This is a genomic window from Arthrobacter sp. BG5 (genome assembly GCF_056680155.1).
Map to the genome: position 1 here is coordinate 2,674,836 of NZ_CM155268.1, position 22,685 is coordinate 2,697,520.

The following is a 22,685-nucleotide window of genomic DNA, read 5'->3' on the forward strand; positions in this document are numbered from 1 at the left end:
GGGCGGATCATGCAAGAGACAACTGTAATGGAGCTTCCGCGCCCGGGTCAAAATGAGCGGCGCGGGGGCCGTCAGCGGATCAGCAGACCGTGTTGTCCGCCGGTGTCTTGCCGTCCACGAGGTAGCCGTCCACGGCGTTTTCGATGCAGCTGTTGGAGCGGCCGTAGGCGGTGTGGCCCTCGCCCTTCCAGGTCAGCAGCGAGGCGGTTCCCAGCTGCTTGCGCAGGGCACTGGCCCACTCGACCGGCGTCGCGGGGTCGCCCGTGGTCCCGACCACCAGGATGTCAGTCGATCCCTTGTACTCGGCCGGCGCGGGGGTGCGGACGCTCTTGTACGGCCAGTCCTTGCAGCTGGTGCCGCCGTAGGCGAAGTAGTACCCGAGGGTGGGGGACAGCTGGCGGAGCTGCTTCTCCTCGGCGCGCATCGCGGCGGTGTCGGAAGACATCGGGTAGTCGAGGCAGTTGATGGCGTTGAACGCGAACGCCGAGTTGGCCGAGTACGTGCCGTTGGGCTCGCGGTCCGCACCGAAGTCGGAGAGCCGCAGCATCGGGGACAGGTCGCCCTGCATCGCACTGTCCAGCGCCTGGGTCAGGACCGGCCAGTTGTCATCGTTGTAGAACGGCAGGATGAAGCCGCTGACGAACATGGACGCGTTGACCACCCGGCCGTCCTTGGCGGCCTTGGGGCTCGTCTCCACGGCCGCGATGAGGTCCTGGATCTGCCGGACGGCGTTGTCCGGGCCGCCGACCAGTGGGCAGCCGCTGTCCTGGAGGCAGTTCGTCACGTAGGCGCGGATGGCTTTTTCGAAGGCCTTCGCCTGGCCGCTGGTCAGCTCCTCATAGCTCAGGGAGGGGTCCATCGCGCCGTCCAGGACCATCCGGCCCACGTTGTCCGGGAAGAGCGAGGCGTAGGTGGAGCCCAGGAAGGTGCCGTAGGAGTAGCCCAGGTAGTTCAGCTTGGTGTCGTTCAGCACGCCGCGGAGGATGTCGAGGTCCTTGGCGGCGCTGACGGTGTCCACGTGGCCCAGGACGGGGCCGGTCTTCTCGGCACATTTGGCGGCGATGGCCTTGTTGTCGGCGAAGGCTTCGGCCAGTCCGGACTCGGTGTCCAGCCGGTAGATCTTGGCCCGGTTGGCGTCGCGTTCCCGGTCGGTGAGGCAGGTGACCGGCGCGGAGCGCTTCACACCGCGCGGATCGAAGCCCACGACGTCGTAGTTGGAGCGCACCTTTTCGGAAATGTTCGTGGAGCCGGCGTCCCGGACGAAGTCGTAGCCGGAGCCTCCGGGGCCGCCGGGGTTCACCAGCAGGCTGCCCTTCTTGTTGCCGGCCTTCGTGGCCAGCTTGATCGCGGCCAGTTCGACCGAGTCACCGTCGGGCTTGTTGTAGTCCAGCGGGACCTTGACCTTGGCGCACTGGAAATCCCCCTCGCAGCGCGTCCAGTTCAGCTGCTGGGAGTAGAAGCTGCGCAGCTCGGCCGGGGCAGCTGCGGCGATGGAGGGGTCGGCCTTGCCCGGAGCGCTCTTCGAGCCGCCGTCACCGGACCCAAAGAGCGTGCAGGATGACAGCACGAGGGCCAGTACCAGGCCCAGCGACAACGCACCGGCCGCCCGCACCCCGGGCATCCTTCGGTTGCCTGCCGGGGATGGTGGTGCTGACGTCATGCGGTTCTCCTTGGGATGTGGAACTGGCGGATCGAGGGGGTCGAGCGTTGCTGCCGGTCAGATCAGGCTGCTGGTCATGGACTCGATGGCCAGCAGCGGGGCCACGTTGGTGGTGGTGATCCGCTTGCGGGCCTTGTTGATGGCATCCATCCGGGCAAGTGTCAGTTCTGCCGTTGAGCGTCCGGCAAACTCCTGAAGTTCGTGCCTCAGCTCAACGTTGACCAGTTCAACGGCGTTCCCCATCTGGATGATCAGCACATCCCGGTAAAAGGACAGCAGGTCGGTCAGGGTGCGGTCAAGGGAGTCGGTGACGGAGCGTTTGGCACGGCGCTTCTGGTCGTCTTCCAGCTGTTTGACCTGCCCGCGCATGGCCGGCGGCAGGGGGCCGCTTTCGGGTGCCCCGAGCGTTGCGAGCAGCGCGGCCTTTTCGGCGGCGTCGCGCTCGTCGTTGGAGCTGTTGGCCTCCTCGGTGGCGATCTTGACGAGCTTGTCCGCCATCATCACCGCCGCGGTGATGCCGCGCAGGTGCAGCGGGAAGCTGACCGTTTCCAGCCGGCGCTGCCGCGCCTCCGGGTCCCGGGCCAGCCGGCGGGCGATCCCCACGTGGCTTTGCGCGGCGCGGGCCGCGCGCTCGGCAACGTCGGGTTCGACGCCGTCGCGTTTGACCAGCAGCGCCGCGACGTCGGCCGCCGGCGGAAGCCGCAGGGCCACCGGGCGGCAGCGGGAGCGGATGGTCACGAGCACGTCGGCGGGGGACGGCGCGCAGAGCATCCAGATGGTGCGCGGGGTGGGCTCCTCGATGGCCTTGAGCAGCACATTGGTGGTCCGCTCCGCCATCCGGTCCGCGTCTTCGACGACGATGATGCGCCAGCGGGCGGAGGAGGGACGGTTGCCGGCGGTCGAGACCAGTTCGCGGGCCTCATCGATGGTGATGGTGACCTTCTCGGTCCGTACGAACGTCACGTCGGAGTGCGTCTCGCCGACGATCGTCTGGCACGCCGCGCATTCGCCGCAGCCCCGCCGGGCCACGTCCTCCTGGTCGCAGTTCAGCGCCGCGGCGAAGGCCTTCGCGGCGTTGGAGCGCCCCGACCCCGGCGGCCCGGTGAACAGCCAGGCGTGCGTCAGCCCCTCACCCTCCGCGGCCTGGCGCAGTTGGGCGACGACGGCGGGCTGGCCCTGAAGGTCGTCCCAGACGCTCATGCCGAGCTGCCCTGGCGGAGCGAGGGCAACGCCTGGACCCGTTCCAGGATCCGGGCGACCAGTTCCCGCACCGGCAGGTGGGCCGCGAGGACAAGGTACTTTTCCGGCCGGGCCGCTGCCAGGGCCAGGAAGGCGGCGCGGATCCGGGCATGGAATTCGTCGGCCTCGGATTCGAGCCGGTCCTCAGCGGCGTCGCCGGCGGTCCGGCGTCGGCGGCCGTCGGCAGGGTCGACGTCGAGCAGCACCGTAAGGTCCGGCTGCAGGCCGGAGGTGGCCCAGTCATTAAGCTGGCGGACCGCCTCGGTGCCGAGGTCCCGGCCGGCGCCCTGATAGGCGACCGAGGAGTCGATGTACCGGTCGGTGAGGACCACCTCGCCCCGCTCCAGCGCGGGACGGATGACCTGGTCGGCGTGCGCGGCGCGGGAGGCCGCGAAGATCAGCGCCTCGGTGCGGGCGTCAATGTGGCCGTGGCCGTGGTCCAGCACCAGAGAGCGCAGTTTCTCGCCGATCGGCGTGCCGCCCGGCTCCCGGGTCCGCAGCACCGTCAGTCCCCGGGACTCCAGCGCTGCTGCGAGTTCCGCAGCCTGGGTGGACTTGCCGGCGCCGTCGCCGCCCTCGAAGGCAATGAACAGGCCGGGGAACGGTCCGGGGGTCTGGGTAGTCACTGCTCTAGCCTACCGACAATCACCGACACCATGGTGGCCTGCGCGTAACGCCTTACGGGCTTGGCGCGGCCCCCAAGTACCCTGTGACCATGAGTCTCTCCGAAGAACAGGCAGCCTCGCTTTCCGCCGAAACGGTGGTGGTGGCCGCCGGCCGTCCGCCGCGCGAACGCGACGCCCCGGTCAACCCGCCGATCGTGCTGTCCTCGACCTATTTCGGCACCGGTCCGCTGGGCCCCGGCGACCGCGGCTACGGCCGCTACTCCAACCCCACCTGGGACCCGTTCGAGCAGGCCCTGGCGCAACTGGAAGGTGCCGAGCTGCCCGGCCTGTTGTACGCGTCGGGCCTGGCCGCGGTGAGTTCGGCGCTGTCCCTGGTTCCGGCGCAGGGGGTGCTGGTGATGCCGTCCCACAGTTATGCCGGGTCGCTCGTAATGGCAACCGAACTGGCGCAGAACGGTGCGCTGGAACTGCGCACCGTGGACATCGCGGACACCGACGCCGTGCTGGCGCAGCTGGCCCCCGCCGGCGGCAGGCCCGCGAGCATGCTGTGGCTGGAGAGCCCCACCAACCCGATGCTCGGCGTCGCGGACATCCGGGCGCTCACCGCGGCGGCGCACGCGGCCGGCGCGCTGGTGGTCACCGACAACACCTTTTCCACCCCGCTCGTGCAGCAGCCCCTCAGCCTGGGCTCCGACGTCGTCCTGCACTCGGTCACCAAGTACCTCGCCGGCCACTCCGATGTCGTGCTGGGCGCCCTCGTGACGTCCGACGCCGAGCTCCACGCCAGGTTGCTGCACCACCGCACCATCCACGGCGGCATCGCCGGCCCGTTCGAGGCGTGGCTGGCGCTGCGCGGACTGCGCACCCTGGCGCTCCGGGTTGAGCGCTCGCAGGCTTCCGCGGCAGTGCTCGCGGAACGGCTGAGCGGCCACCCGAGGGTCGGCAGCATCCGCTACCCGGGACTGCCTACGGACCCCGGACACGAGCGGGCCAAGGCGCAGATGAAGGGCTTCGGCTCCGTGCTGTGCATCGAAATGGCGCCGGTGGACGGCCCCGGCGGCGGTTTGAGCGGCGCGGACGCCGCCGACCGGATGATCAGGGCGCTGCAGTTGTGGCTGCCAGCCACGTCGCTGGGCGGCGTCGAGTCCCTGATCGAGCGCCGGCGCCGGCACACGGCGGAGCCGGAGAGCGTGCCGGACAACCTGGTCCGGCTGAGCGTCGGAATTGAAAACGTCGAGGACCTGTGGGCCGATTTGCAGCAGGCTTTGGCGACACTGGACAGCTAGGCTGGGGGCATGGACGGAAGAACGCTGATTGAATTTGCCGACCGAGGGATCTACTTTCTCCTTGCGGTCGTGGCCCTGGGGCTTGAGGTGTGGGCGTTCTTCGACTGCCTGCGGCACAAGGCCAACGCCTTCGAAGCGGTGTCCAAGCGGACCAAAACCTTCTGGCTCGCCCTGACCGGCGGTGCCCTGGCCATCGGGCTGCTGTCCATCGTTGGCGGCGGCGGAGGCTTCTTCGGCCCGCTGGGGCTCTTCGGCCTCGCGGCCGTGACCGCGGCATCCGTCTATCTCGCCGACGTCCGCCCCGCGGTCAAGGACGCCGGCCGCGGCGGCAGCCGCAACATGGGCCCTTACGGCCCCTGGTGATCCCCACCGGCTCCCTCAGCTCGCAAGCTCGCTCAGGGAACCCTGCCGGCGTGGGCCCACCCACCTAAGGCCCCGGGGCCACGGCTTCCCAGCCCACGGTGAGTTCGCCCAAGCGCCACCGGGACGGGCCGTCCTGCACCGGCCAGCCGCCGTCGCGCAGTGCCCGGCACATGGCGGTCCAGCGCTGCCGGTTGCCGAACGAGGCCAGCGGCGCGGCCTCCAGCCAGGCCTTGTCCAGCGCCTGCAGGTAGGTATGGATCCGTTCGCCCGGGACATTCCGGTGGATGAGCGCCTTGGGCAGCCGCTCGGCGATCTCCGAGGGCAGCTCGAAGCCGCCGAAGCGCATGGACAGCCCCAGGCTCAGCGGGCGCACGTCGTCGAGCGCCACCCAGGTGACCCGGCGTCCGATCTCGTCGCAGGTGCCGTCGATGAACAAGCCGCCGGGCGCCAGCCGGTCCTGCACCAGCCGCCAGATGGCCGGCACGTCCGCCTCTTCGTACTGCCGCAGCACGTTGAAAGCCCGCACCAGCACCGGCCGGCCCGGCACCGGGAGTTCGAAGCCGCCCAGCTGGAAGCTGAGCCCGGGACGCTCCAGCGCCTTGGCCAACCGGACCCGCTCCGGCTCGATCTCAATGCCGACCACTCGCACGTCGGCCCGGACGGCGGAGAGGCGCCCAAAAAGTTCGACGGCGGTGGCCGGAGACGCGCCGTAGCCGAGGTCGACGACGAGCGGGTCCGCGGCGTTGCGCAGGCGCCAGGCCTGCGGCCCGGCGAGCCAGCGGTCGACTCGCCGCATCCGGTTGGGGTTGGTGGTGCCGCGGGTCACGTTGCCGACCGGCCGGCCGGCACGGGATCCGCTGCCCGCTGCGCCCTGCGTTCCGCCCCGGGTCCCGCCCCGGGTACGGGGGGACACCACCCGCTCAGCCTTCTGCACCACACGCCAACCCTATCCTCCAACGCGGGGTCGGATACGGTCCATGCCCGGCCCGGGGATGGGCTGGATCTGACCCCGCGTTGCTGTGCGCGCGGTACGTGTAACGCTCGGCGCTGGCCGGGAGCGCTCGGCTAGGATGAAAAGCATGACTTACAAGCTGATTCTGCTGCGCCACGGCCACAGCGAATGGAACGCCAAGAACCTGTTCACCGGCTGGGTGGACGTTGACCTGAACGACCAGGGCCGTGCCGAGGCGGTACGCGGCGGCGAGCTGCTGGTGGAGAACAACGTCCTCCCGGACATCCTCTACACCTCGCGCCTGAAGCGGGCGATCAACACCGCGAACCTCGCCCTGGAGAAGGCCGACCGGGGCTGGATCGACGTCAAGCGCGACTGGCGCCTCAACGAACGCCACTACGGCGCGCTGCAGGGCAAGGACAAGGCCCAGACGCTGGCCGAGTACGGCGAGGACCAGTTCATGACCTGGCGCCGCTCCTACGACACCCCGCCGCCGCCCCTCGCGGACGACTCCGAGTTCTCCCAGATGGGGGATCCGCGCTACAAGGATCTCGGCGACGCCATGCCGCGCACCGAGTGCCTCAAGGACGTCCTGGTCCGGCTGCTGCCCTACTGGGAATCGGACATCAAGGAAGACCTCAAGGCCGGCAAGACCGTCCTGGTCACCGCCCACGGCAACTCCCTGCGCGCGCTGGTCAAGCACCTTGACGGCATCAGCGACGAGGACATCGCCGGCCTCAACATCCCCACCGGCATCCCGCTCGTCTACGACCTGGACGAGAACTTCAAGCCGCTGAACCCGGGCGGGACGTACCTGGACCCCGAGGCGGCCGCCGAGTCCATCAAGGCCGTGGCGAACCAGGGCAAGAAGTAACGCCTTTCGCACTGCGGATACAACGACGGCGGCCGGTCACCCCCAAGGTGACCGGCCGCCGTCGTACCCGCTGCTGTTGGGACGGCAGGGCCGTCAGCTGTGCTCGATGCTGTTGGGGTGCCACGCGCCGGTGACCAGGTACGTCACCTTCTGCGCGACCGAAACGCCGTGGTCCGCGAAACGCTCGAAGTAGCGGCTGGCCAGGGCGACGTCCACGGTGGTGGCCGCGGATTCGGCCCAGTCGCTGCGCGCAATCGCCTTGAAGACACTCAGGTGCAGGTCGTTGACCGCGCTGTTGGCCTTGAGGATGTCGCGGGCCACCTCGAGGTCGCGGGTCTCCAGCAGCACGGTGAGCTTCTCCGCGATCTCCAGGTCGTACTTGGCGAAGCTCTTGAAGGTCTCCTGCAGCTGCTGCGGGATCACGTTGGCCGGGTAGCGGAGGCGGGCGAGCTGGGCGATGTGCCGGGCGAGGTCGCCCATCCGCTCCAGCGAGGCGCTCATCCGGAGTGAGCCCACGATCATCCGCAGGTCGCTGGCAACCGGGCCCTGCAGGGCGAGGATGTCGATGGCACGCTCGTCGAGGCTGTTCTGCAGGAAATCGATCCGGGCGTCGGCCGCGATGACGTCCTCCGCGAGGTCCACGTCGGCGCCCTCGAAGGCTGTGGTGGCCTTTTCGAACGCCTCGCTGACGAGCTTCGAAATTTCGACGAGCTGCTCACCGACCTGGGCGAGCTCTTCCTGAAAAACCTTGCGCACGGGTGCGTCCTTTCCTCGGAAACCTTGCCGGGCATCACAATGCCCGGCCGTTTCGTTTCACCGTAGCGGCGTTCAACCTGCCACCCTTCCAGCGTCCGGTGAACTGTTACGCCTCAATAGGTGAACGTTAGCTGAACCAGCGGTGCAATCGCACAAGTTTTCGATTTCCGGCGGGCCGCACCGCATAAGCTGGAGCCGTGGATCCAATGCTCATCGGTGTGATCGCGGGACTGGTCGGCCTGTCGCTTGGCATTTTCGGCGTGCTCGCCTTCCGGATCAGTGAGCAGCAGCGAAAAATCAGCGACGTCGAAACCGGCGACCCCTCGCTTCCCGACGGCGCCGCCGAGGTGCTCGCCGTCGTCGGGCGCGCGTTCGTCGTCGTGGACGCGGTAGACGGCGTGGTGCGGGCCAGCCCGGCCGCCTACGCCTACGGCCTGGTCCGGGGGCACACGGTGGTGCACCAGCAGTTGCTGGAAATGACCGCCAAAGTCCGGCGCGACGGGGTGATCCTTGAAAAGCAGCTCGAGCTGCCCCGCGGCCCGCTGGGCCAGGGGACCATCGTGGTGCAGGTCCGGGCCGCCATGCTCGGCGAGGAATATATCCTGCTGCTCGCCGACGACCGCACCGAGATCACCCGCACCGAAGAGATCCGCAACGACTTCGTCGCCAACGTCTCGCACGAGCTCAAGACCCCGGTCGGCGCGATCTCGCTGCTGGCCGAAGCCCTCGAAGCCTCTCCGGACGACGAGGAAGCCGTCCGCCGGTTCGCCAAGCGCATGCACAAGGAATCCACCCGGCTGGCCGCGCTGGTGCAGGACATCATCGAACTCTCCCGGCTGCAGGGGGCCAACGTTGCCCAGCAGGCCCACCCCGTGGACATCAACACGGTGGTCGCCGAAGCCGTGGACCGGTCCCAGCTCCCGGCCGAAAGCAAGAATATCGAGATTGTTGTGGGCGGCCGGACCGACGCGATGGTCTACGGGGACCAGGACCTGCTGGTCACGGCGCTGCGCAACCTGATCGACAACGCCATCCGCTACTCGCCGGAGAACACCCGGGTGGGCGTCGGCGTGCGCGCCCGCGACGGACTGGTCGCGGTCTCGGTGACGGACCAAGGCGAGGGCCTCAGCCCCGAAGACCAGGAGCGTGTCTTTGAACGCTTTTACCGGGTGGACTCCGCCCGCTCCCGCCACACCGGCGGCACCGGCCTGGGTCTGAGCATCGTCAAGCACGTGATGGCCAACCACGGCGGCGAAGTGACGCTCTGGTCCCAGCCGGGGCAGGGCTCCACCTTCACCATCCGCCTCCCCGAGATGGAGGGCCAGGACGAGACCGCCGCGGAGCCCCGCCGGTCCCCGCAGAACGCACGACACGAACGACGTGACGCCGCCGGCGTCCATGAGCAAGGAGCTAGCGCTTGAGCCGGATTCTTATTGTCGAGGACGAGGAGTCGTTCAGCGACCCGCTGTCCTACCTGCTGGGCAAGGAAGGATTCGAGGTGGAGGTCGTGGACAACGGCCTGGACGCCATCACCGAATTCGACCGCAACGGCGCCGACCTGGTCCTCCTGGACCTGCAGCTGCCCGGGCAGTCGGGGACCGAGGTGTGCCGCCAGCTGCGCCAGCGCTCCTCCGTCCCCGTCATCATGCTGACCGCCAAGGACGCCGAAATCGACAAGGTGGTGGGCCTTGAGCTCGGCGCCGATGACTACGTCACGAAGCCCTACTCCTCGCGCGAGCTGGTGGCCCGGGTCCGGGCCGTGCTGCGCCGCCACGGTGAACCGGAGGAACTGGTCTCCAGCACCGTCCAGGCCGGCCCGGTCCGGATGGACATTGAGCGGCACGTGGTCAGCGTCAAGGGCGAGCAGGTCTCGCTGCCGCTGAAGGAATTCGAGTTGCTCGAGATGCTGCTGCGCAATTCCGGCCGGGTCCTCACCCGCGGCCAGCTGATCGACCGGGTCTGGGGCTCTGACTACGTGGGCGATACGAAGACCCTGGACGTGCACGTGAAGCGGCTGCGCAGCAAGATCGAGCCCGACCCTTCGGCGCCGCGGTACCTGATCACCGTCCGCGGGCTGGGCTACAAGTTCGAGCCGTAAGCGGCGGACGGCGCGGCCCTGGCTTCGGAGCTGGGGCTGGTTAAAGCAAAAAGGAGCGGCACCCGTGCGGGTGCCGCTCCTTTCGTATGGGAGTGCTACGGCGTCGGGGTGGCCGACGGAGTCTCCGACGGAGTTTCCGAGGGGGTCTCCGACGGCGGCGACGACGGTGTGGCGGTACCGGTGGGGGTTCCTGAGCTGGTGGGCTCGGCGCTGGGCAGGTACTGCTTGTAGTCCGTGATCGTGGCGTCCAGGACCGGCATCTTGAACTTGGCGTCCAGGTTGGTGGCGTCTTCGCGGATCGTGACCTCCACCAGGGAGCCGGGCTTGCCGCCTGAGGTGCTGAGGATGGCCGGGTCGGCCGATTCGTTCAGCAGGGCATAGGAGTTCTTCTTCACCGGAACCTGGGTCTGGGATCCGCCGGCGCCGTTGATGGTGAGCTTCACATCGTTGGCGGAGGTGTTGTACACGGCGCCGATCACGCGGCCCGGCTTGTCCTCGCCGTCGGAGACGATCATCATGTTACGGAGCTGGAGCGGTCCGAGGTCGGTCCGGGTCCCGTCCGACGCCGAGTACTGCTCAGTGGTCTGCTGGGCATTGATATAGCCGCAGCCGGTCACCGACAGCAGGCCAATGCCAAGTGCAGCCGTTGCCATTGCCAGCTTGCCGCGCCGGCCCCGGGTCATCGCAGTGAAACGCACGTCACGCACTCCTTGAGAGTCTTGAAACATTATTCAGGCATAGCCTATCCGCATTAGCCCTCAAACGCGGATTCGGGGGAGTACACATAGTCGCCCGTGCGGTGCACCCGGCCGGCGCGGGGCCGCCCTCCGGTGCACCCTCCCGGTACGCCCCGCGGCGCGTCCGCCGTCGAACCTCCAAGCCCTTGGCAGGGGGTGGCCAATGCACTATTATCCGCATTCGTCAAGGGTTTTAAGGGGCCGATTCAGGCCATTTTCCGCGGATTTCCGCGGTTTCAGGGCACGATCCATGGCAGTTGTATGCCTTAATCGTGATAAACTGGTCTGCGGGAAAGGGGAATGTCCACATGGTTTTTGAGGTCGGCGAGACAGTAGTTTACCCTCACCACGGTGCAGCCAAAATTGAAGAAATCAAGATGCGCACTGTCAAGGGCGAAGAGAAGATGTATCTCAAGCTCAAGGTGGCTCAGGGTGATCTGACCATTGAAGTTCCAGCAGAAAACGTTGACCTTGTTGGGGTCCGGGACGTAGTGGGCAAGGAAGGCTTGGAGCACGTATTCGACGTGCTGCGGGCCGAGTTCACTGAAGAGCCCACCAACTGGTCGCGTCGTTACAAGGCAAACCTGGAAAAGCTTGCTTCCGGTGACGTCATCAAGGTGGCAGAGGTCGTCCGCGACCTGTGGCGCCGCGATCACGACCGGGGTCTCTCCGCTGGGGAGAAGCGCATGCTGGCCAAGGCCCGCCAGATTCTGATTTCAGAACTGGCACTGGCTGAAAAGACTGATGAAGAGAAGGCCGCAAGCGTTCTCGACGAGGTCCTGGCTTCCTAACCAAGAATCGAACCCCGGTGGCGTAACGGCCGCCGGGGCTTCTTTTTGCCCAAAACCGGCGGGGGCGCGGCACCGGGACGTAGTCTTGTCCGCATGAACACTGCATCGACAGCTCCCGGCACCGCGGTCATCCTCGTCGCCGCCGGATCCGGCCAGCGCCTGGGCTACGGCATGCCGAAGGCCAAGGTGCCGCTGGGCGGCGACAGCATCCTCACGCACGCCCTGCGGGGCGTTGCCGCGGCCGGGGTTGCGCACCAGATCTGTGTCGCCCTCCCGCCCGGGGACACGGAACTCCGAGCCCAGTGCGAGGCCTTCGCCGCCGAGCTGCACGCCGACCACCGCCGCACAGCCGTGTCCGGGTCTGCCGTGCAGCTGCCGGATGTCACCGTCGTCGACGGCGGTGCCAGCCGGGCCGAATCCGTGCGTGCCGCGCTTTCCGCGCTCGCGCCGGGCACCCAGTCCGTCCTGGTCCACGACGCCGCCCGGGCGCTCACCCCCGAATCCGTCTTCCACCGCGTGGCCGCCGCCCTCGAAGCCGGCGCCCTCGCCGTGATCCCGGTGATGCCCGTGGTGGACACCGTCAAGACGGTGGACGCCACCCACGGCGCCGACGCCAGCATCGCTCCGGAAGTGGTCACCGGCACCGCGGCCCGGGAGGTGCTGCGGGCGGTCCAGACCCCGCAGGGCTTCGAGCTCACCACCTTGCGGCGGGCCCATGAGGAAGCCGCGGGATTCGACGGCGCACGCGCAGCTGCCGTCACGGACGACGCCATGCTGGTGGAACTGCTCGGCGTTCCGGTCTACGCCGTGCGCGGCGCCAGCCAGTCGCTGAAGATCACCACGCCGCTGGACCTGATCCTCGCGGAGGGTCTCCTCGAGGGTCCGCTGGGCGCACGCTGGGTGGAGGGCTGAACATGGCCGCGGACCAGCCGCAGCCCGGCATGCTGATCCCGCGGACAGGGATCGGCATCGATGTCCACGCCTACGCCCCGGAGGACGCGCCGCAGCCGCTGTGGCTCGGCGGCCTGCACTGGGAAGGCGAGCGGGGCCTTGCCGGCCACTCCGACGGCGACCCGGTGGCCCACGCCGCCGCGGATGCGCTGTTCTCCGCGTGCGGGATCGGGGACCTGGGCACACACTTCGGTACCGACCGCCCCGAATACGCCGGAGCCTCGGGCGTCACCCTGCTGGCCGAGGCCGCCCGGATTGTCCGCGCCGGCGGCTTCGAGATCGGCAATATCGCCGTGCAGTTTGTGGCGAACCGGCCCAAGTTCGGCCCGCGCCGGGAGGAATCCCAGCGGGTTCTCAGCGCGGCCGCCGGCGCACCGGTAAGTGTCTCAGCCACCACGAGTGACGGCCTCGGCTTCACCGGCCGCGGCGAAGGCATCGCCGCCACGGCCACGGCGCTGGTTTATCCGGCCGACTGAGATTGGCTGAGCCCGGCTGACCCCGGCGGGGCAAACGGGCCTACGCTTAAGGGACAACCCTCCGCAACTGTCAGGAGACCCCCGTGAAAAAGCTGCTTCCCGTTGTGGTCCTTGTCGCAGGAACGCTGCTGTCCGGGTGCGCCGGCTCCGCGACGCCGCCGGCCACCACCACACCCCGGATGAGCGTCGAGGAAAGCTGCAAGTTCCTCACCACGGACACCTTTGTGCCCAAGGGGAGCGACAAGGAAAAGGCCAGCCAGATCGGCCAGCACTACCAGGAGGTGGCGGACAAGGTGGCCCCGGAGATCGCCGAGCCGATCCAGCAGATGGCTGACGTCATGAAACAGGTGGGGGACAGCCCCACCGGCAGGCAGACCTCCGAGCAGCTGACACAGCTCAGGCAGCAGATGGACAAGATTGGCCAGCACTGCAAGTAGCTCGCCGGGCCGGTCCCCGGGCATCGGCTAATCTGGAGCGGTGACCCTGCGCTTTTACGACACTGCATCCGCCGAAGTCCGCGACTTCGTCCCCCTGGTTCCGGGCAAAGTGAGCCTCTACTACTGCGGCGCCACGGTGCAGGGCATGCCGCACGTCGGGCACATCCGCTCCGCGATCGCCTTCGACCAGCTCACCCGCTGGCTGCAGTACCGCGGCTTCCGCGTCACCGCGGTCCGCAACGTCACCGACATCGACGACAAGATCCTCGCCAAGTCCGCCGAATCGTTCGACCCCGGCTTCGAGGGCGAGCCGGGCACCGTCCGCGAGGAGGAATGGTGGGCGCTGGCGTACCGCTACGAGCAGGAATTCCTCAAGGCCTACGACACCCTGGGCGTCACCCGCCCCACCTACGAGCCGCGCGCCACGGGCCACATCCCGGAGATGCACGCGCTCATCCAGCAGCTGATCGACCGCGGCCACGCCTACCCGGCCCTGGATGATTCCGGCGACGTCTACTTCGATGTGCGCTCCTGGGCCAAGTACGGCTCACTGACCCGGCAAAAGCTCGATGACATGCAGGGAGCCCCCGACGCCGACCCCCGGGGAAAGAAGGATCCGCGCGACTTCGCGCTCTGGAAGGGCCACAAGGAGGGGGAGCCGGCGACGGCGAGCTGGGCCTCGCCGTGGGGCGCCGGCCGGCCGGGCTGGCACCTGGAGTGCTCCGCGATGGTCACCAAGTACCTCGGCACCGAGTTCGACATCCACGGCGGCGGGCTGGACCTGAGGTTCCCGCACCACGAAAACGAGATGGCGCAGTCCCAGGCCGCGGGCCACGGCTTCGCCAACTTTTGGATGCACAACGGCATGGTCACCTACGCCGGCGAAAAGATGTCCAAGTCCATCGGCAACACCGTCAGTCCCGCCGAAATGCTGGAACTCGCCCCGCCGCGGGTGGTCCGGTACTACCTCGGGCAGGCGCAGTACCGCTCGGTGCTTGACTACCAGCCCACCTCGCTGAGCGAAGCCGCGGCCGCGGTGGAGCGGATCGACGGCTTCATCAGCCGCGCCGTCCGGACCCTTGGCGGCGCTCCCGGACACGAAGCCGGCACCGTCCCGGACGCCTTCGCCGCCGCGATGGACGACGACCTCAACGTCCCGCAGGCCCTCGCCGTCCTGCATGACACCGTCCGCGCCGGCAACACGGCGCTCACCGCCGGCGAGCTAGACGACGCCCAGCAGGCACTGGCCGGCGTCACGGCTATGCTGCGTGTCCTTGGTCTCAGCGACGCCGCGGCGCCGGCAGCCGACGAACAGGCCAACGCCGCCCTCGGCGTCCTGGTCGAGGCCCAGCTCGCCGCCCGCGCGCAGGCCCGCGCTGGCAAGGACTGGGCCGCCTCGGACGCCATCCGCGACACCCTCGCGGCGGCCGGCGTCGTCGTCGAGGACGGTGCGGACGGCGCCAGCTGGAGCCTGAAGCGCGCCTGAGCCCGTCCCGCCCCCGCCAGCTACGGCGGGCCGCCGGGGGACCGTGCGGTCGAGGATTTAACGCGAGTCAGTAGACTGGAGTTCAGACTTATCAACGAATCGCGTAGTTAAAAGGGTGAAACTCATGGCCAACAACGGTCGCCGCTCGGTCAAAATGAAGAAGGGCCCCACCGTCGGGACCGGCGGTCACGGCCGTAAAGCCCTCGAGGGTAAGGGCCCCACGCCCAAAGCGGAGGACCGCCCGTACCACAAGGCCCACAAGAACAAGCAGCTTGCGGAGCGCTCCGCCGCCAAGCGCGGGACGGGTGCCCGCAGCGCCGGTGCCGGCGCCCGCTCCGGCCCCAAGGGCCGTGCCACCGAGGAAGTCGTCACCGGGCGCAACTCCGTGGTCGAGGCCCTCCGCGCCGGCATCCCCGCCAAGGCCCTGCACGTCGCCATCCGGATCGAGATGGACGACCGGGTCAAGGAATCGCTCAAGCTCGCGGCCGAACGCGGCATCCCGCTGCTCGAAACCGGCAAGCCCGAACTGGACCGGATGACGGACGACGCCATCCACCAGGGCCTCCTGCTGCAGATTCCGCCGTACGAATACCAGGACGCCTACGAACTGGCCGAGGAAACCATCGAGAGCTGGAAGAAGGGCCACGTCGCCAACGCGCCGCTCTTCGTCGCCCTCGACGGGATCACCGACCCGCGCAACCTCGGCGCGATCATCCGCTCGGTCTCCGCGTTCAGTGGTCACGGTGTGATCGTTCCGGAACGCCGGTCCGTCGGCGTCACCGCTTCGGCCTGGAAGACCAGCGCCGGCGCCGCCGTCCGCGTACCCGTCGCCCGCGCCGCCAACCTGAACAGCACACTCAAAGCCTTCAAGAACATGGGCATCTACGTCCTCGGCCTGGATGGCGACGGCGACGTCTCGCTGCCGGACCTTGCCCTGGCCACCGAGCCGGTCTGCATCGTCGTCGGGTCCGAAGGCAAGGGCCTGAGCCGCCTGGTCCGCGAAAACTGCGACCAGATCGTCTCCATTCCGATCGATTCCGCGATGGAATCGCTCAATGCCTCCATGGCCGTCGGCATCTCGCTCTACGAGATCTCCCGCCAGCGAGCCGCCAAGTAACCGACGCTCCCTCACTTCTGGCGGCTTCCGGCAGGACGCTCCCGCAGTTGTGGCGGCTTCCAGCAGGACGCTCCGGCACTTGTGGTGGCTTCTAGTCAAACGCTCCCTCACCTCAAGTGAGGGAGCGTTGCGGTTTAAACCGCCGGATCTGCGGGAGGGTTTGGGTTTAAACCGCAGGATGTGCGGGAGGGTCGTCTAGAACCTGTGGCGGTTGGCGAGGACGGGGAGTTTGGTGCGGGCATCGTCGACGACGGCCAGGTCCAGGTCGGCGAAGAGCAGGCCGGGGGCGCCGTCAAGCTCCTGGAGGACGTCGCCGAAGGGGGAGACGACGGCGGAGTGCCCGACGCCGGTGGGCGCGGAACCCTTCGACTCGAGGCCAACGCTGGCGGGATCGCCCTGGCCGCATGCCAGCACGAAGGTGGTGGAGTCCGCGGCGCGGGCCCGGGACAGCAATTTCCACTGCTCGACCTTGCCCGGCCCGGCACCCCAGGAAGCACAAACGATGTTGACCGCGGCGCCGCGCTCCGCGTTTTCCGTGAAGAGGTCCGGGAACCGGACGTCGTAACAGGTGGCCAGGCCGAAAGTGACGCCGCCGACGTCGAACGTGACGGGTTCGGTGCCGGCGTCCACGGTGTCCGACTCGGCGAAGCCGAAGGCGTCGTAGAGGTGGATCTTGTCGTAGCTGGTGTCCACTCCGGGCCCGGCAACCAGGAGCGTGTTGCGGACCTTGCGGTCGTTGCGGTCGCCGGCGGCGGTCGTACCGGGGGTGAACATGCCGGCGACGATCACGATGCCGAGTTCGGCCGCGATGGCGCGGACCTGCGCGGCCCAGGGGCCGTCGAGCGGCTCTGCGATGTCCAGCAGCGAGTTGCCGAAGGCGCGCATGGTCGCTTCGGGGAAGACCACGAGGTCCGCTCCGCCGGCCTTGGCCCGGCCGGCGTATTCCCGCACGAGGTCCAGATTCAGGTCCGGCTCGCGGCCGGTGATGATTTGAGCCAGTGCAACCCGCACAATTACCTCCAGTTCAGCGTGTACTCCCAGTATGCGGCGCGGGCCGACGGCGGCCCACGCCGCGGAGCGGAAACCGGGCCCATTTGTCATCCCCGGCTAAGCTTTAAACGATGGTCAAGTCTTTTGTAGATTCAGCTACCACCGTAGACGCCTCGCGGCCGTTTCCGCTCGGTGTCAGCGTCCCGCGCACGGGTTCCCCGGCAACGGACGATCCTCGTGGTGCCTTCGCAAATGTGGCCGTCTACGCCCCGGGCGTGACCACCTTGGACATCGCCTTCCAGGCGCCCGGCGGCAGCTGGCAGCTCGATACGCTGCCCAACGTCACAGACGGCGTCCACCACGGCATCGTCGAGGGACTGCCGGTCGGTTCGCGCTACGGCCTGCGCGCCTCGCCGGAGGCCGAAACGCTCCCGCTCTCCGTGCCGGCGCCGGACTTCGACGCCGACGGCGGCCAGCCGCTGCTGCTCGACCCCTACGGCCGCGGCGTGGACGAACGCGCGGACTTCATCACCAGCGTGCGGATGTCCAGCGACTTCGACTGGGGCTTGGACCACTTACCGCGCACCGCGTGGCGCAACACCATCATCTACGAGGCCCACGTACGCGGCCAGACCATGCTGCATCCGGACATCCCGGAGCACCTTCAGGGCACCTACGCGGGAATGGCGCACCCGGCCATGGTCGAGCACCTGGTCTCGCTCGGCGTCACCGCCGTGCAGCTGCTGCCCGTCCACTTCCACATCGACGAGCCGCACCTGCAGAACCTCGGACTGCCCAACTACTGGGGCTACAACACGGCCGCATTCTTCGCGCCGCACCCCGGCTACGCCACCCAGGCCGCCCAGGACGCGGGTCCGAAAGCCGTCCAGGACGAGTTCAAGGGCATGGTCAAACTGCTGCACGACGCCGGGCTCGAGGTGATCCTCGACGTCGTCTACAACCACACCGCGGAAGGCGGCGCGGACGGCCCCACCCTGAGTTTCCGCGGCCTGGGCGAGCTGGAGTACTACCGCCACGACGGCAACGGCAAGTACGTGGACACCACCGGCTGCGGCAACTCCCTGGACTTTGGTGAGCCCCGGGTGGTGCAACTGGTGCTGGATTCCCTGCGCTACTGGGTCAACGAGTTCCACGTCGACGGGTTCCGCTTCGACCTCGCCGTCACCCTGTGCCGCAATGCCAACAACGAGTTCGATCCCCGGCACCCCCTCCTGGTTGCCATCGCAGCGGATCCGGTGCTGTCCGAAACGAAGCTCATCGCCGAACCCTGGGACGTCGGCTACGGCGGCTGGCAAACGGGCAGGTTCCCGCCGGGCTGGGTGGACTGGAACGACCATTTCCGCGACGCCGTCCGCACGTTCTGGCTGGCCGACCGCGCCGCGATCGACGCCGGAGGGCAGGGCGGGTCGGTGGCGCGGCTCGCGGACGCACTGTCCGGGTCGGCGGGCCTGTTTGCCGCCTCGGGGCGGAGCCGGCTGGCCTCGGTCAACCTCATCACCGCGCACGATGGCTTCACCCTGGCCGACCTGGTCTCCTACGACCGCAAGCACAACGAGGCCAATGGGGAGCAAAACCGCGACGGCCACGGCGACAACCGCAGCTACAACCACGGCTTTGAGGGCCGCACCGAAGACGAGGAAGTCCTCGCACGGCGCGCCCAGACCAGCCGCAACCTGATGGCCTCGCTGATGATCTCCCAGGGCGTGCCCATGATCACCGCCGGGGACGAGATCGGCCGCAGCCAGCAGGGCAACAACAACGCCTACTGCCAGGACAACCCGCTGACCTGGATCGACTGGACCAGCACCCCGGAGTCGCACGCGATGCTGCGCAGCACCAAACGCGTGATCCGGCTGCGCAAGGAGTTCCTCGCCGGCCAGCCGCACGACTACCCCGCGCGCGACCAGCAGTCCTACTTCCACTGGTTCGACGCCCACGGCGAACCGATGTCCGGGGACCGCTGGCAGGACCCCGGCCACCGGGTGGTCCAGCTCCTGCTGGGCTCCGACGACGGCCGCGTGGACGGCCTCGTGGTGGTCAACGGCTCCGCGCAGGACGTCAAGGTCACGCTCCCCGCCATTCCCGCTGACGACGGCGGCGGCCACCGGCTTTACGAGCTCCGGCTGACGACGTCGGAGCTGCATGACCGCCGCCAGGGCGTCCGCATCTCCTCCGGCGAGCGGGACGTGGTCCAGGCCAACAGCATCAACATCTACCGCGTTTAAGTGCCCGTACACCCGGCATGGGGGAACAACGAATGAAGACCCGACGACTGACCGCCCTCATCGCCGTGCTGCTGGGACTCGTGGTGCTGGGGTTCGTTCTGGCCGGCATCCCGCAAACCGGGACCGCCCCGCCGGCGGACGGCCGGGCCGCTTCGTCCGGCAGCGTCACCGCCTCCCGGGCCCCGGCGCCGGGCCAGGTTCCGTCATCGGGCGTCGCCAATCCCTCCCGGCTGCCGGAAATCAAGGCTTCCAGCCTGCCCCCTGAAGCGCGGCGGGTTCTGGTCCTGATCGCCCGCGGCGGCCCGTACCCCTATGGTCAGGACAACGCCGTTTTTGGCAATTTCGAGCGGATTCTTCCGCGGAAAGCATCAGGTTATTACCGCGAATTCACGGTGCCGACGCCAAGGGTGACGAGCCGGGGCGCGCGCCGGATCGTCACCGGCGCAACCGGTGAGAAGTACTACACCGCCGACCATTACGAATCGTTCAAATTCATCGTCGAGGGCAAGTAAGGAACCATGAAGATTTTCTCCGCCGACACCTGGACCCTTGAGGAATTGCAGGCCCAGGTCCACGACGCCGGCCGACGGGCCCTCGTGATCCCCGCCGCGGACTCCAAAAAAGCCGTGCTGCAGACCTTCGGCGAGGCCCTGGACTTCCCCGAGCACTACGGCGTGAACCTGGATGCCCTCAACGATTCGCTGCACGACTTCGCCGACGCCGTCAGTGCGGACGGGCAGCCGCCGGTCACCGTCATCTGGCAGGTCCCGGCCGTCTTTCGCGCCGACCGCGCCTTCGGCATCATCTGCGAAATCCTGCAGGACGCCGAACGCTACGCAGGCAAGGACCTCAACGTCATCACCATCTGCCTCTAGCGGTTGCGGGACCGGGGGACAGGCTAGGCGTTGACGATCAGGCCCAGCTCGGCCTTCGACGCCAGCCCCTCGTGCTTGGGCAGCACCCGGACGGTGTAGCCGAAGGAGCCGGACCGGTCGATCACGAGGGTCCCGCTGAACAGGTACCGGCCCTTGCCCAGGTCCTCCACGGACTGCAGCTCGGCCACGGTGACGTCGGTCAGCTCATCGCTGTCCTCGGCGCGGCCGAAGGCTACCTCCACGGACACGTCCTCCGGCGGCAGCGAGTGGAGCGCCACGTAGGCGTTCACCTGCAGGTCGTCGCCGATCTGCGGATCCTCGGACACGCCCACGGAATCGACGTGTTCCACCTGGACCTGCGGCCAGGCGGCGCGGGTCCGGGAACACCAGGCGGCGAGCTCCTTCGCTGCGGCGAAGTTGTCCGCCGACGCTTGCCGCCCGGCCACCGCGGCCGGCCGGTAGAGGACATTGACGTAGTCCTGCAGCATCCGGTTCGCGGACACGGCCGGTCCCAGGTGCGCCATGGTGTGTTTGATCATCGAGACCCAGTGCGTGGGAACCTTCTGCGGCCGGGGCTGCGAGGGGCCGGCGGCGCCCGCCTCATCGGAGACCGTGAGGCCGTAGAACTTCGGCGCCACCTGGGTTTCGAGGAGTTCGTACAGGGCCGCGGCCTCGATGTCGTCCCGCTCCTCGGAAGACGCGTCGTTGTTGGCCGTCGGAATGGCCCAGCCGTTCTCGCCGTCGTACATTTCGTCCCACCAGCCATCCAGCACCGAGAGGTTCAGCGAGCCGTTAAGCGCGGCCTTCATCCCCGACGTGCCGCACGCCTCAAGCGGGCGGAGCGGGTTGTTCAGCCACACATCGCAGCCAGGGAACAAGGTCCGGGCCATGGCGATGTCGTAGTTGGGCAGGAACGCGATCCGGTGCCGGACCGCGGGGTCGTCGGTGAAACGGACCAGGTCCTGGATCATCTTCTTGCCGGCGTCATCCGCGGGGTGCGACTTGCCCGCAATCACCAGCTGGATCGGGTGCGTCTTGTGCAGCAGCAGGGCCTTGAGCCGGTCCGGATCGCGCAGCATCAGCGTGAGGCGCTTGTAGGTCGGCACCCGGCGGGCGAAGCCGATGGTCAGGATGTCCGGGTCCAGCACCGAGTCGGTCCAGGACAGTTCGGCGTCCGCGGCGCCGCGCTTCTTCCAGGCGGCCCGGAGCCGGCGGCGGACGTCTTCCACGAGGGAGACCCGCATCTCGCGGCGCAGCGCCCAGAGGGCTTCGTCGCTGACGTTGTAGGCCAGATCCCAGCGGCCCTCCGTCTCGGCGTCGGAGCCGAACTGCTCGCGCGCCAGCTGGGACACCCGCGGATCCACCCAGGTGGGGACGTGGACGCCGTTGGTGACCGAGGTGATGGGCACCTCGGCATGGTCGAATCCCGGCCAGAGCGCCGAGAACATGCCGCGGGAGACGACGCCGTGCAGCTTCGCGACGCCGTTCGCGCGCTGGGCCAGGCGCAGCCCCATCACCGCCATGTTGAAGACGAACGGGTTGCCGTCGGCAAAGTCCTCCCGCCCCAGGTCCAGGATCTTGGACGTCGGGACATCGGGGGCCAGGCCCGCGGTGAAGAAGTGCTCGATCTGCGAGGTCTCGAAACGGTCGATGCCGGCCGGAACCGGGGTATGCGTGGTGAACACGGTCGAGGCGCGGCCCGCGGTCAGCGCTTCGTCCCAGCTCAGCGCGTTGTCCCCGGACATCAGCTCCTGGATCCGTTCAACCCCGAGGAAGCCGGCGTGGCCTTCATTGGTGTGGAAGACCTCCGGTGCGGGGGCACCGGTGAGCCGCTGGAAGGCGCGCAGGGCCTTGACGCCGCCCATCCCGAGCAGCAGCTCCTGCTGCAGCCGGTGGTCGCCGCCGCCGCCGTAGAGACGGTCGGTGATGCCGCGCGCCGCGTCGTCGTTGCCGGCCACGTTGGAGTCCAGCAGCAGCAGCGGGACACGCCCGACGTCGGCCCGCCACACGTGCGCCAGCAGGCGGCGGTTGTGGGGGAGCGGCAGCGAAACCTGGATTGGCCGGCCGTTGCCGTCCGGGGACGCCTCGCGGAGCAGGGTCAGCGGCAGGCCGTCGGGATCCAGGACGGGATAGGTCTCCTGCTGCCAGGCGTCGCGGGAGAGGGACTGCTTGAAGTAACCGGCCTGGTAGAGCAGCCCGACGCCGATCAGCGGAACGCCGAGGTCCGAGGCGGCCTTCAAATGGTCGCCGGCCAGGATGCCGAGTCCGCCGGAGTACTGCGGAAGGACCTCGGTGATGCCGAACTCGGGCGAGAAGTACGCGATGCAGCGCGGGGCGTCCTCGCCGAGGCTCTGGTACCAGCGGGGCTGTTCCAGGTACCGGTCCAGGTCAGCGGCGGCCTCATGGACGCGGCGGACCACGTCCTGGTCCGCAGCGAGGCGCTGCAGCTCTTCCCTGCTGACAAGGCCCAGGAAGGTCACCGGATCGTGCGCGCTCTCGGCCCAGACGGCCGGGTTGAGCTGCTCGAAGAGTTCCCGGGTCGGCAGGTGCCACGACCAGCGCAGGTTGGTGGCGAGCCGCGCCAGGGGCCGGATCGATTCGGGAAGAACAGTTCGGACGGTAAATCTGCGGATAGCCTTCACCTGCGAAACACTAACGGACAACGCGGGACCCCGGAACAGCTTTGAGTTTCTTTCCGGTAAATGTCGGATTGCCTTCAGGATTC

22 protein-coding genes are annotated in these 22,685 nt (G+C 68.4%); 14 read left to right on the forward strand and 8 right to left on the reverse strand.

Annotated elements, in window-relative coordinates; all coding sequences use genetic code 11:
• Positions 1–79: 79 nt before the first annotated feature.
• The 3 genes from AC1MBE_RS12430 to tmk are packed head-to-tail and all read right to left on the reverse strand — an operon-like array spanning position 80 to position 3,525.
• A complete protein-coding gene (locus AC1MBE_RS12430; protein WP_479778664.1) occupies positions 80–1,660 on the reverse strand; it encodes an alpha/beta hydrolase in 1,581 nt (526 codons plus the stop codon).
• Between the two features lie 57 nt (positions 1,661–1,717).
• The gene (locus AC1MBE_RS12435; protein WP_479778666.1) at positions 1,718–2,860 is read right to left on the reverse strand and encodes a DNA polymerase III subunit delta'; all 1,143 of its coding nucleotides are present in this window, start codon (positions 2,858–2,860) and stop codon (positions 1,718–1,720) included.
• Positions 2,857–3,525, reverse strand: coding sequence for a dTMP kinase (gene tmk / locus AC1MBE_RS12440; protein ID WP_479778668.1), 669 nt, complete (start codon positions 3,523–3,525; stop codon positions 2,857–2,859). The genes AC1MBE_RS12435 and tmk overlap by 4 nt, the downstream gene beginning before the upstream one ends.
• A gap of 89 nt (positions 3,526–3,614) precedes the next feature.
• On the opposite strand from tmk, the gene AC1MBE_RS12445 reads away from it, so the two are divergent.
• Positions 3,615–4,811, forward strand: a complete 1,197-nt coding sequence (locus AC1MBE_RS12445) for a trans-sulfuration enzyme family protein (RefSeq protein ID WP_479778670.1) — start codon at positions 3,615–3,617, stop codon at positions 4,809–4,811.
• Between the two features lie 9 nt (positions 4,812–4,820).
• A complete protein-coding gene (locus tag AC1MBE_RS12450) occupies positions 4,821–5,174 on the forward strand; it encodes a DUF2516 family protein (RefSeq protein ID WP_479778672.1) in 354 nt (117 codons plus the stop codon).
• A 64-nt stretch (positions 5,175–5,238) separates the two neighbouring features.
• Here AC1MBE_RS12450 and AC1MBE_RS12455 read toward each other — a convergent pair whose 3' ends face one another.
• Positions 5,239–6,111 carry a class I SAM-dependent methyltransferase gene (locus tag AC1MBE_RS12455; protein ID WP_479778674.1) on the reverse strand — a complete coding sequence of 291 codons (873 nt, stop codon included), beginning with the start codon at positions 6,109–6,111 and terminating at the stop codon, positions 5,239–5,241.
• A gap of 142 nt (positions 6,112–6,253) precedes the next feature.
• Here AC1MBE_RS12455 and AC1MBE_RS12460 point away from each other — a divergent pair, with 142 nt between their 5' ends.
• Positions 6,254–7,000 carry a phosphoglyceromutase gene (locus AC1MBE_RS12460; RefSeq protein ID WP_479778676.1) on the forward strand — a complete coding sequence of 249 codons (747 nt, stop codon included), beginning with the start codon at positions 6,254–6,256 and terminating at the stop codon, positions 6,998–7,000.
• A 93-nt stretch (positions 7,001–7,093) separates the two neighbouring features.
• Here the strand turns inward: AC1MBE_RS12460 and phoU are convergent, their stop codons facing one another.
• The gene (phoU, locus tag AC1MBE_RS12465) at positions 7,094–7,756 is read right to left on the reverse strand and encodes a phosphate signaling complex protein PhoU (RefSeq protein ID WP_479778678.1); all 663 of its coding nucleotides are present in this window, start codon (positions 7,754–7,756) and stop codon (positions 7,094–7,096) included.
• A 206-nt stretch (positions 7,757–7,962) separates the two neighbouring features.
• Between phoU and AC1MBE_RS12470 the strand changes: the two genes are divergently transcribed.
• Together AC1MBE_RS12470 and AC1MBE_RS12475 are read left to right on the forward strand one after the other, a co-directional pair.
• Complete coding sequence (locus AC1MBE_RS12470) at positions 7,963–9,177, forward strand: sensor histidine kinase (protein ID WP_346960848.1); 1,215 nt, start codon at positions 7,963–7,965, stop codon at positions 9,175–9,177.
• A complete protein-coding gene (locus tag AC1MBE_RS12475; protein WP_346960842.1) occupies positions 9,174–9,854 on the forward strand; it encodes a response regulator transcription factor in 681 nt (226 codons plus the stop codon). The genes AC1MBE_RS12470 and AC1MBE_RS12475 overlap by 4 nt, the downstream gene beginning before the upstream one ends.
• Positions 9,855–9,949: 95 nt before the next feature.
• On the opposite strand, the gene AC1MBE_RS12480 is transcribed toward AC1MBE_RS12475, so the two are convergent.
• The gene (locus AC1MBE_RS12480; RefSeq protein ID WP_479778680.1) at positions 9,950–10,552 is read right to left on the reverse strand and encodes a hypothetical protein; all 603 of its coding nucleotides are present in this window, start codon (positions 10,550–10,552) and stop codon (positions 9,950–9,952) included.
• A gap of 347 nt (positions 10,553–10,899) precedes the next feature.
• Between AC1MBE_RS12480 and AC1MBE_RS12485 the strand changes: the two genes are divergently transcribed.
• From AC1MBE_RS12485 to rlmB, 6 genes are all read left to right on the forward strand, one after another.
• Positions 10,900–11,382, forward strand: a complete 483-nt coding sequence (locus tag AC1MBE_RS12485) for a CarD family transcriptional regulator (protein WP_026266570.1) — start codon at positions 10,900–10,902, stop codon at positions 11,380–11,382.
• Positions 11,383–11,475: 93 nt separating this feature from the next.
• Positions 11,476–12,294 carry a 2-C-methyl-D-erythritol 4-phosphate cytidylyltransferase gene (gene ispD / locus AC1MBE_RS12490; protein WP_479778683.1) on the forward strand — a complete coding sequence of 273 codons (819 nt, stop codon included), beginning with the start codon at positions 11,476–11,478 and terminating at the stop codon, positions 12,292–12,294.
• 29 nt (positions 12,295–12,323) lie between these two features.
• Positions 12,324–12,809: a 2-C-methyl-D-erythritol 2,4-cyclodiphosphate synthase gene (gene ispF / locus AC1MBE_RS12495; protein ID WP_479782595.1), complete on the forward strand. Its 486-nt coding sequence runs from the start codon at positions 12,324–12,326 to the stop codon at positions 12,807–12,809.
• An 83-nt stretch (positions 12,810–12,892) separates the two neighbouring features.
• Positions 12,893–13,246, forward strand: coding sequence for a hypothetical protein (locus tag AC1MBE_RS12500; protein WP_479778685.1), 354 nt, complete (start codon positions 12,893–12,895; stop codon positions 13,244–13,246).
• Between the two features lie 40 nt (positions 13,247–13,286).
• Entirely contained in the window at positions 13,287–14,732 is a 1,446-nt protein-coding gene (gene cysS / locus AC1MBE_RS12505) for a cysteine--tRNA ligase (protein ID WP_479778687.1), read from the forward strand.
• Between the two features lie 124 nt (positions 14,733–14,856).
• Positions 14,857–15,849 (forward strand): 23S rRNA (guanosine(2251)-2'-O)-methyltransferase RlmB, encoded by a 993-nt coding sequence (gene rlmB, locus AC1MBE_RS12510; protein WP_479778689.1) that lies wholly within the window; start codon positions 14,857–14,859, stop codon positions 15,847–15,849.
• 195 nt (positions 15,850–16,044) lie between these two features.
• Here the strand turns inward: rlmB and AC1MBE_RS12515 are convergent, their stop codons facing one another.
• The gene (locus AC1MBE_RS12515; protein WP_479778691.1) at positions 16,045–16,860 is read right to left on the reverse strand and encodes a carbon-nitrogen hydrolase family protein; all 816 of its coding nucleotides are present in this window, start codon (positions 16,858–16,860) and stop codon (positions 16,045–16,047) included.
• Positions 16,861–16,970: 110 nt separating this feature from the next.
• Here AC1MBE_RS12515 and glgX point away from each other — a divergent pair, with 110 nt between their 5' ends.
• Genes glgX through AC1MBE_RS12530 form a run of 3 tightly spaced genes read left to right on the forward strand, consistent with a single transcriptional unit; the run spans position 16,971 to position 19,960 of the window.
• Complete coding sequence (glgX, locus tag AC1MBE_RS12520; protein ID WP_479778693.1) at positions 16,971–19,085, forward strand: glycogen debranching protein GlgX; 2,115 nt, start codon at positions 16,971–16,973, stop codon at positions 19,083–19,085.
• 32 nt (positions 19,086–19,117) lie between these two features.
• Positions 19,118–19,597, forward strand: a complete 480-nt coding sequence (locus AC1MBE_RS12525; protein ID WP_479778695.1) for a guanyl-specific ribonuclease — start codon at positions 19,118–19,120, stop codon at positions 19,595–19,597.
• A gap of 6 nt (positions 19,598–19,603) precedes the next feature.
• Positions 19,604–19,960 (forward strand): barstar family protein, encoded by a 357-nt coding sequence (locus AC1MBE_RS12530; protein ID WP_479778697.1) that lies wholly within the window; start codon positions 19,604–19,606, stop codon positions 19,958–19,960.
• A 23-nt stretch (positions 19,961–19,983) separates the two neighbouring features.
• On the opposite strand, the gene glgP is transcribed toward AC1MBE_RS12530, so the two are convergent.
• Positions 19,984–22,602 carry an alpha-glucan family phosphorylase gene (gene glgP, locus AC1MBE_RS12535; RefSeq protein WP_479778699.1) on the reverse strand — a complete coding sequence of 873 codons (2,619 nt, stop codon included), beginning with the start codon at positions 22,600–22,602 and terminating at the stop codon, positions 19,984–19,986.
• Between the last annotated feature and the right edge of the window lie 83 nt (positions 22,603–22,685).

Coding starts and splice junctions, on each gene's coding strand:
- AC1MBE_RS12430 (WP_479778664.1), bottom strand. CDS start 1,660: ATGACGTCAGCACCACCATCCCCGGCAGGCAACCGAAGGATGCCCGGG.
- AC1MBE_RS12435 (WP_479778666.1), bottom strand. CDS start 2,860: ATGAGCGTCTGGGACGACCTTCAGGGCCAGCCCGCCGTCGTCGCCCAA.
- AC1MBE_RS12445 (WP_479778670.1), top strand. CDS start 3,615: ATGAGTCTCTCCGAAGAACAGGCAGCCTCGCTTTCCGCCGAAACGGTG.
- AC1MBE_RS12450 (WP_479778672.1), top strand. CDS start 4,821: ATGGACGGAAGAACGCTGATTGAATTTGCCGACCGAGGGATCTACTTT.
- AC1MBE_RS12460 (WP_479778676.1), top strand. CDS start 6,254: ATGACTTACAAGCTGATTCTGCTGCGCCACGGCCACAGCGAATGGAAC.
- AC1MBE_RS12470 (WP_346960848.1), top strand. CDS start 7,963: ATGCTCATCGGTGTGATCGCGGGACTGGTCGGCCTGTCGCTTGGCATT.
- AC1MBE_RS12485 (WP_026266570.1), top strand. CDS start 10,900: ATGGTTTTTGAGGTCGGCGAGACAGTAGTTTACCCTCACCACGGTGCA.
- ispD (WP_479778683.1), top strand. CDS start 11,476: ATGAACACTGCATCGACAGCTCCCGGCACCGCGGTCATCCTCGTCGCC.
- ispF (WP_479782595.1), top strand. CDS start 12,324: ATGCTGATCCCGCGGACAGGGATCGGCATCGATGTCCACGCCTACGCC.
- rlmB (WP_479778689.1), top strand. CDS start 14,857: ATGGCCAACAACGGTCGCCGCTCGGTCAAAATGAAGAAGGGCCCCACC.
- glgX (WP_479778693.1), top strand. CDS start 16,971: ATGGTCAAGTCTTTTGTAGATTCAGCTACCACCGTAGACGCCTCGCGG.
- AC1MBE_RS12525 (WP_479778695.1), top strand. CDS start 19,118: ATGAAGACCCGACGACTGACCGCCCTCATCGCCGTGCTGCTGGGACTC.
- AC1MBE_RS12530 (WP_479778697.1), top strand. CDS start 19,604: ATGAAGATTTTCTCCGCCGACACCTGGACCCTTGAGGAATTGCAGGCC.